This window comes from Flavobacteriales bacterium, from assembly GCA_021739695.1.
Lineage (GTDB): Bacteria > Bacteroidota > Bacteroidia > UBA10329 > UBA10329 > UBA10329.
Window position 1 is genome coordinate 46,072 of sequence record JAIPBM010000031.1, and the last position, 6,936, is coordinate 53,007.

The window sequence follows — 6,936 nt, forward strand, 5'->3', positions numbered from 1 at the left end:
CTAGCATCGCTTCGGTTGTTAAAACCGTTCTCCTGCCAATCTGGTGGTTACTGGAGAGGGTACTACCATGGTTGTATCAGAAAGCAAATGCTTCATCTAACTTCATCCTAATGACTATTGGCCAATTGCGGAAAAGGTTAGTTGGTCAATCACTGCAAACCAAGAATAAAATTTTCCTGCTTAGAAAGTTTACTCTTGGATTATGTTTTCCGTTATTATTTGCTTTCTATGCTTTAAGATATTTCAATACAAAACTGGATTTGGGACTTCAAAATTTTATTTTGGTTCCAACATACTTTTTTCTATCCGACAAGATATTTAGCAAATTTAGACTGTTCATAGAACGATACAGTTACCTTGCGCCCAACTCTCTGGTTAGGGCCGTAAATAAGGATCATACTCTGCGTGAGATGAGTGTATACTTCCTAGGATTATTGCTTCCTTACTTGATTATTTCTGCTTTGTTTTGTTTTAATTTTTATTTCGAGCTGAAACCTTCAAGTTTAAAAATAATCGAAAAGACTATCACAATTTGGTATTTTCTTGGAAGCGCCGCTCTTTTTGTTTCTGTCATTTCACCAATCGGAGATTTAAAAGAGTCATCAAATGGATATAATTCTGAAAAGCGCATGTTCTTAGGAATTCCAAGTGCTCGATTAATGCTTACCACACACAATGCTGCACTAACTATGCTAATTGAAGAGTTGGTCGCCACTTTACTGTTCATATATTTTTCCACTGCTTTGGGGATGTATATTTCTCAAGGGGCAGGTACCGAAGGTTTCTTCTTCATCGAAGCTGAACTGACAAATTCCCTTGGAACCGATTTCTTGGATTATAAATGGCTATTGTACTTTCTATATCAGGCCACCACAATTATTTCCTCACAAGGGTTTTCGGGTGTTACTCCAGTTGGGGGGCAAGCGTTAGCTTATGTAGTGGTTTCGATTATTCTCTGTGGCATGTACATTATTGGACTCATTTCTCCTATATTCGGCATGGTTTCAAGCTCTAATAAGCGCAACTCCGAGAAGTACTTAAACAATACTTTAGTATCGAAGGTGTTGGCCGATTCAATAAGTCAGTTGTCCGCTCAAAGGACATCAAAGGGATTTTGGTCAGGCATCAATAAAAGCTGTGCTGTAAGTTCAGCTTGCTGTGCCATTGCTTTAAAGCGCGGTGGCTTAGTGGACAAGTCATTTGAAATATACCAATCTAGAGAAGAACACTCACACAATGGTACTATAACTCTATCCAATGGGTTATGGGATATTTACTCAGCATCGGATATCTCATGGGAGACATACTCTCACCATCTGGACGCGAACGAATATTTTCTTCTACTTTGTTTTGGCGCATCTCTGGGGTATCCTGTAATTAAGGAACTTGAAACAGTGAATGGATCAAGTGCGAATTGGGATGAAGGGGATGGTGTCCATTGGGGATCGTATGGTCACATAGCATTTTCTTTGTGCAATTCTCAAAAGGAGGACCAAGCATCAGTCTGTGACATTTTACGTCGTCGGCAATCTGCATCTGGTAGTTTTTATGGGGATACGGTCCTTACTTCTTTGGTCGTGTGTTTTTTTACGTACTCGTCATTGGCAGGTTCTCTTTTGCAGGATGCGTTGCAGTGGTTAGCTTCTTCTGAGAATGAACCCATGCAGCGTCCTTTTGATTCGGTTTGCATTTGGGATACTGCCTTTAGTTTGGTGACATTAAGAAGATATGGCTACAACTATAGTGATTTGAAACTGAGCTTCGAATGGCTTGTCGGAAAGTACGAAGAGCGCTACGCTGGATGGTCATGGTCCACTGAGTCGAAGGGCATAAAATGTCTGGATACCACAACAGCCGTTTTAGAGGCATTGGATGGGAACGATTATTTGGATTGGACTCTTAATCAAATGCAAAATCAAGCTTTGGATGAAATCAACAGCCTGCCACCAACAGCCGAATCTAACACCTTTCAAGACGACTATGGTTATCACGCGTACTGTCCTATCATCCATTCACGGATTCTATGGCTTCAGCGTACTTCAAGCGCCACTAGCGCGGGATGGAACAAGGTTGAGGCTTTTCTCGGCAGTGGCAATACAGTAGTAAGCCCCTGGTTTAAGGATAGGCATATTACAACTGGCCTAGGATTGTACTATGCATCTAAATCTATTGTCAAACCGACTAAAGGAATGATAAAAATTCATTCGCAATTGATAACTGACATGTCTAAGGGACGAATTCAATCGCCTGAAGGCAAATTATCAGCATTACTTGGAGTTGTTTCGGTCAGACGCAACTGGGGCATAAACGAAGTAGAAGGTTATGGACGAGGAAGTAAGGAATTTCCAAAATGGTTAGGAACTATCACAGATCTTTTAGAAGATGTGATACGTAAAAGCTATGATAATAGCAACAACAAATGGATTCCTAGTTCAGTAGGCTATTTTGGCCATGGTGTTTACTATACCAATGAAGTGTTCATAACCAACTTGGCGTGCATGGCCCTTATGGAGCTGACCGAGTATTTTGGATCGAGTCGATAATGTAGTTAAATTATTACTCATTCTTCGCAAATTGTCTCCCGACAAAGTTGGTAGTCTAATTACCATCTCAACCGAAAATATGAGGCAGCCGCTTGAGATCTCTTATCGGAAACTCGTTGAGTGATTTGAGATTCCCAATATGAAGCATTTTTAGAGGTCACATCAAGATTACAACCACATGTTGGGCATGATTGAGATTGCCAACCTTGTGCAATTCCTTCCTTGCACACTTCGCAGATTACCTGAATATCTACAACGATCCATGCACGTTTACTTTTTAGCCACTTCCAGTTCCACTGAAGCATGTGACCATCAATTCTGTCTTGTCGATAATTCCAATAAAAAGGTTTCGCAAAATAGGTCACGTACAGATAGAAGGAAAAAAACACAATCCCACAGGATCCCACAATAATCAGAAACCCTCCAACAACGATGGGGTCTATTGACTGTTGAATGGAGCTCATTTTTTAGGCGGGTTATTGTGCGCCAAATGTAGAGATTACTCTAGGGTGATTCAACTGTGGTCCTCCCGTGGTGCAAACGTGACGGTCAGAGCAATCGCATATTCATTATTTACCATAGCAGTAGAGATAGGGTTGGGGAGTACAATGTAAAAAGAAAAACTCTAGACGAACAACCCGTCTCAAGGATCACCCATGTCCAAAATCACAACAAAAAAGCTCTTATTTTCAGAAGAGCTTTTGAATCCGATTGACTAGATACCCAATTCGTCAGCAAGCATTCGAGCTGTTTCTTCGAATGAGAACCAAGCGAACCAGTTCTTCATGTCACCTTGAACGACAGGTGCCACTCCTGTAGCTTCGAAATTTTCAAGCCGCAATTCTTCGATTTCATCATAATGCTCATCGAAGAAGCTGTGGGTGTCCACGTAGTAGATGAGAGAATTCACTATGCCGCTCACGCAACCGTGCGAAAGAAGATTTCGGAAAAAGGAAAGTGGTTCACCGCCACTGTATTCAAGTGCCGCTTCGGCAACTTTTGCTCGGATGGTACCTCGCTCATTTTCCATGATGTCCGTTAGTCTGCTGGTAAGAGGTGTGTGATTTTTTGTGTCCATAGTGTGAAATGGGTTATTTGATAATCTCCCAGATTAAAGGACAAGGGAATAGGAACCGGTGCAAGTAGGAATGTCCGTAGGATAGCATTGCTTGCACAGGTTACGGTCTTGTCCAATCTTTGGGGGATTATCATGCCCATGCACTGGACACGTTCACACATCCGGGCAGACAGGACAGTGGGGAATGAGTAGGGAACAGAAAGGCCCATTGCGTGGCAAAATGAAACGGTTCCAAGAAAACCCTGACCGAAGGAGAAAGGGTGTCGCGGATCGGTTTCTGTGCGGATGAAAGGGTCGATTTGACGGAATTGACACGTAGGGAAGTGAAACGGCCACGTGCAAGGGTGGCAATGTGACCCTCATGGGGCTCTCACCTTAACATCGAAACGGTTTTGGAAATAAATTTTTGCAATTCATTTCCAAAATGGTTTCAACCGCTGTCCACCGGAAATTGCTTTTTCAAAAATCAGTCACGCTTGGCGTGGTGTTTTTGGAAATGGGATTGGAGGAAATTATTTGTGAATGTGTGAAGCTGCCTTCGAGCCTCAGGTGATTGCGAGAGCGTTCCGATTACGAACAAAAGCAAAGCCCCACTCACCTTATCAGGTGGGCAGGGCTTCTCAAGTAGGGCGAATACTTGATTTAAATTGAACTTTTGTTCATCCGAATCCGAGGTTAAGCCTGAAGGCTAATCCTTCACACATCGAACAGATAGTCCTTGGTTCTTGTCGGCCATGGGATCACTATAAACGACACTGTAAGCCTCAAGCATGTTAAAATTCCAAGCATTCCCAAGGCCAAATTCTTCTTCCGCTTGAGTAGATGTCCACCAATAAGCTGAGGTGTTAAATCCGGTATAGCTTCCATTTGCTAGCCTTTTCCCAGTAGGAAGAGCATTGAATCCACTTGCATTATTTCCCTGTACTCCCCATGTACGCATCAAAGCCGCTGTATTTTGCGATCCCAAGTACGTCAGGAGTTCGTTAAATTCCGCCTGAGAGGGAACATGCCATCCAGTGGGGCACAGGTTTCTTGGATCTTCTACTGCAAACCAGTTATAGTACACGGCCGAATTGTTAAATGAATACGCACCCTCATTTAAGCTGGCCCATTCAGTATCACTAGATACTGAGGGAATCAAATCTCCATTCGCGAAGTTTCCTGTCCCAAAATTCACCCCCATCCATTCTTGACCATTGCCGAACACGATGGAAGGATAATGGTCTCCATTGACGTCTGTGACACCATCGCCTGGTGCGGTGGTGAAATTTCCACAAGAAGTTTCACATAGACCTAAAGAAGAATACGTACCGCTCGTTGCTTCTTGACAGCTTCCGTCAACACAGTTATATCTGGGCACACAAACGGAGTTGCACTCACTCTGTGAGGCGTATGATCCGTTGTTGTCTTGTACGCAGTTGTTGTTGACGCACTCGTATCTGTTGTTGGGTACAATATCATCGTCATCCTCATCAGGACTACATCCTATGGTCAGAACAACAAGTGCCACAGGCAAGTAGCATATGATTCGGTTAATGAGTGAGTGAATTTCTCCGATGCGTTTCATTGGTTGTTGGTTTTAGTTGTGCCTACTCTCAAAGTTTTCGGCTGCCCTTTCTTTTTTCGATTCAAACATAAACAATTACCCAATACATTGGGTAATGAATAAAATTTGCTTTGCCTCATTTGCTGGGTGATTAACAACCGTGATAAGGCCTACCTCGAAGCATTCGGCAAGCACCTTCAAGAGCTAAGGCAGGCAAAAGGTCTGTCGCAACAACAGCTTGCCTTTGAGGCTGGGCTTAACAAGAATCAGGTGGGCAACATTGAGCGGGGAGAGGTGAACACCACCATATCTACTATACTGTCCCTTTCGAAAGCGCTTGATGTAGATTGCAAGGCTTTGTTCGATTTCCAATATGAGGAACCTCAGTAAAGGGTATTGACAAATATTCAATACTGTGATATAAACCTTATCCGACCTGTGGATAAAGGACAGGTTGCATTCTACCTATGAAATGCTACACTATTATCAACCTAAATAAGACCATAATATACTCGTTGCCCCTTATGGGGTCATCTCGAACGTAGTTCGAGGTCGGAAGCAACAACGAGGCGTTTTTTTCTTTCACGTCAACTATTTCGTGGAATGTAGAGAAGGCCCGTTCAGATTGCTTCCGGACGGGCCCTTTTTGCTTATGACGTTTCAAAAATCAGTTGAGCTATATATCAGAAGCCGTTCAAGCCGATTGTCTGCACGGACGGTGAGTACCTATCAAAGTGTTCTGAAGCTGTTCTGTGCGTGGTTGAAGAACCCAGAACTAAAGACTATTAACGATGACATCTTGGATGAATATCTCGTCCATCTGAAGGGAATCTATCAGGAAAGAACGCGTTGCCTCCATGCTAACGCGATCCGGGCGTTCCTCAAACACTGGTGTGCAAAGGGAGAAATCACCATGGCGTGGGAACTCATTCAAGGGCCAAGGATCACGGAGACTTTCCCAGACTTCATCAGTCACGAGCAATTTGATTTAATAGATGAGACCTTGGATGAGGACGACTACAACCAGCTGACCCGGAAAGTGGTATTTCAAATGCTTTGGAACACAGGCATGAGAATATCCGAATTGCTCTCATTGAAAATTTCGGACATCCGCGCTGACCGTAATTACACCTACATCACCACCATGAAAACCAAGAAATTGAGAATGGTGATGTGGAATAACGAGTGCCATCGACTGCTTATGAAATACATAGGTATCCGCATTTGTATGAACAAGGCGGATCACCTGTTCCAAACGGCACCTAGCCAACGAAACGCAGGGGAGCGAACACGGCTCCAACCACGAAGCGTGCAACGCTGGTGTAGAGAACTGCAAAGCTTGCTTGGCTTTCCTATACGACCTCACGCCTTTCGTCATGGCAAATGCCACGCTATTTTGAACGCTGGTGGAAATCGCCATCAGGTGCAGAGTATCGCAGGACACTCAAGTATCACCTCCAGCGAGATATATGTTCGGCTGAACCTGCAAGAACAGGGGAACCTACTCCAGCGATTCCTACCGAAGCAAACGAACTCTGAGAAGATTGCGCACAGGGTTGACATCTCGTATCCATTTGCGGCCTGACCGTAAATGGACTTGCGTCATAGGCACTTTATGGTGTATAGTGATACGGTACTTTGATGAAGAAACGATGTATCGTTTGGAATAGGAGAAGGCAAGGCATATCATTATTAAAAAGGTCTTATTTAGGTTGACCCGTTCTGATGTGTTCTACAAATTGTTTGTGGAATTTGAATGTCGCACAATA

Annotated in this window: 6 protein-coding genes; 3 read left to right on the plus strand and 3 right to left on the minus strand. The window is 43.4% G+C overall.

The genetic code is table 11. From position 1 onward, the window contains the following. The first annotated feature begins 110 nt into the window (after window positions 1-110). Window positions 111-2,543 (plus strand): hypothetical protein, encoded by a 2,433-nt coding sequence (locus K9J17_15985; GenBank protein ID MCF8278228.1) that lies wholly within the window; start codon window positions 111-113, stop codon window positions 2,541-2,543. 59 nt (window positions 2,544-2,602) lie between these two features. Here K9J17_15985 and K9J17_15990 read toward each other — a convergent pair whose 3' ends face one another. From K9J17_15990 to K9J17_16000, 3 genes are all read right to left on the minus strand, one after another. Further along, the gene (locus K9J17_15990) at window positions 2,603-3,007 is read right to left on the minus strand and encodes a hypothetical protein (protein ID MCF8278229.1); all 405 of its coding nucleotides are present in this window, start codon (window positions 3,005-3,007) and stop codon (window positions 2,603-2,605) included. Between the two features lie 251 nt (window positions 3,008-3,258). Further along, window positions 3,259-3,621, minus strand: coding sequence for a hypothetical protein (locus K9J17_15995; GenBank protein MCF8278230.1), 363 nt, complete (start codon window positions 3,619-3,621; stop codon window positions 3,259-3,261). 688 nt (window positions 3,622-4,309) lie between these two features. Continuing rightward, window positions 4,310-5,188 (minus strand): fibrobacter succinogenes major paralogous domain-containing protein, encoded by an 879-nt coding sequence (locus tag K9J17_16000; GenBank protein MCF8278231.1) that lies wholly within the window; start codon window positions 5,186-5,188, stop codon window positions 4,310-4,312. Between the two features lie 126 nt (window positions 5,189-5,314). Between K9J17_16000 and K9J17_16005 the strand changes: the two genes are divergently transcribed. Together K9J17_16005 and K9J17_16010 are read left to right on the plus strand one after the other, a co-directional pair. Beyond that, window positions 5,315-5,557, plus strand: coding sequence for a helix-turn-helix domain-containing protein (locus K9J17_16005; protein MCF8278232.1), 243 nt, complete (start codon window positions 5,315-5,317; stop codon window positions 5,555-5,557). A 313-nt stretch (window positions 5,558-5,870) separates the two neighbouring features. Continuing rightward, entirely contained in the window at window positions 5,871-6,752 is an 882-nt protein-coding gene (locus K9J17_16010) for a tyrosine-type recombinase/integrase (GenBank protein ID MCF8278233.1), read from the plus strand. The last annotated feature ends 184 nt before the right edge of the window (window positions 6,753-6,936 follow it).